Consider the following 358-nt stretch of genomic DNA (forward strand, 5'->3'; position numbering starts at 1 on the left):
AGCTCAGCTGGGAGAGCACCTGCCTTACAAGCAGGGGGTCGGCGGTTCGATCCCGTCATCCTCCACCATATTATTTGCCGGTGTAGCTCAGTTGGTAGAGCAACTGACTTGTAATCAGTAGGTCGTGGGTTCGACTCCTATCGCCGGCACCATTTTTGAATTGTACGAGCCATTAGCTCAGTCGGTAGAGACGAGCAAAGCTCCTACGAGTTGCGGAATTTACTTCTTGAAAAGAGGTAAATGGAGCACATCTTTGATACTTGGTAGCGGAGATGAATTATATACCGAGCCATTAGCTCAGTCGGTAGAGCATCTGACTTTTAATCAGAGGGTCGGAGGTTCGAGTCCTCCATGGCTC

At 49.7% G+C, this 358-nt stretch carries 2 tRNA genes; both read left to right on the forward strand.

Annotated elements, in window-relative coordinates:
• Positions 1–76 precede the first annotated feature (76 nt).
• Positions 77–152, forward strand: a tRNA-Thr gene (locus tag DBX25_RS20380).
• Positions 153–286: 134 nt separating this feature from the next.
• Positions 287–358: transfer RNA gene (locus DBX25_RS20385), tRNA-Lys, on the forward strand.

Origin of the sequence: Peribacillus acanthi (assembly GCF_003073175.1) — a bacterium.
GTDB lineage: Bacteria > Bacillota > Bacilli > Bacillales > DSM-1321 > Bacillus_BN > Bacillus_BN acanthi.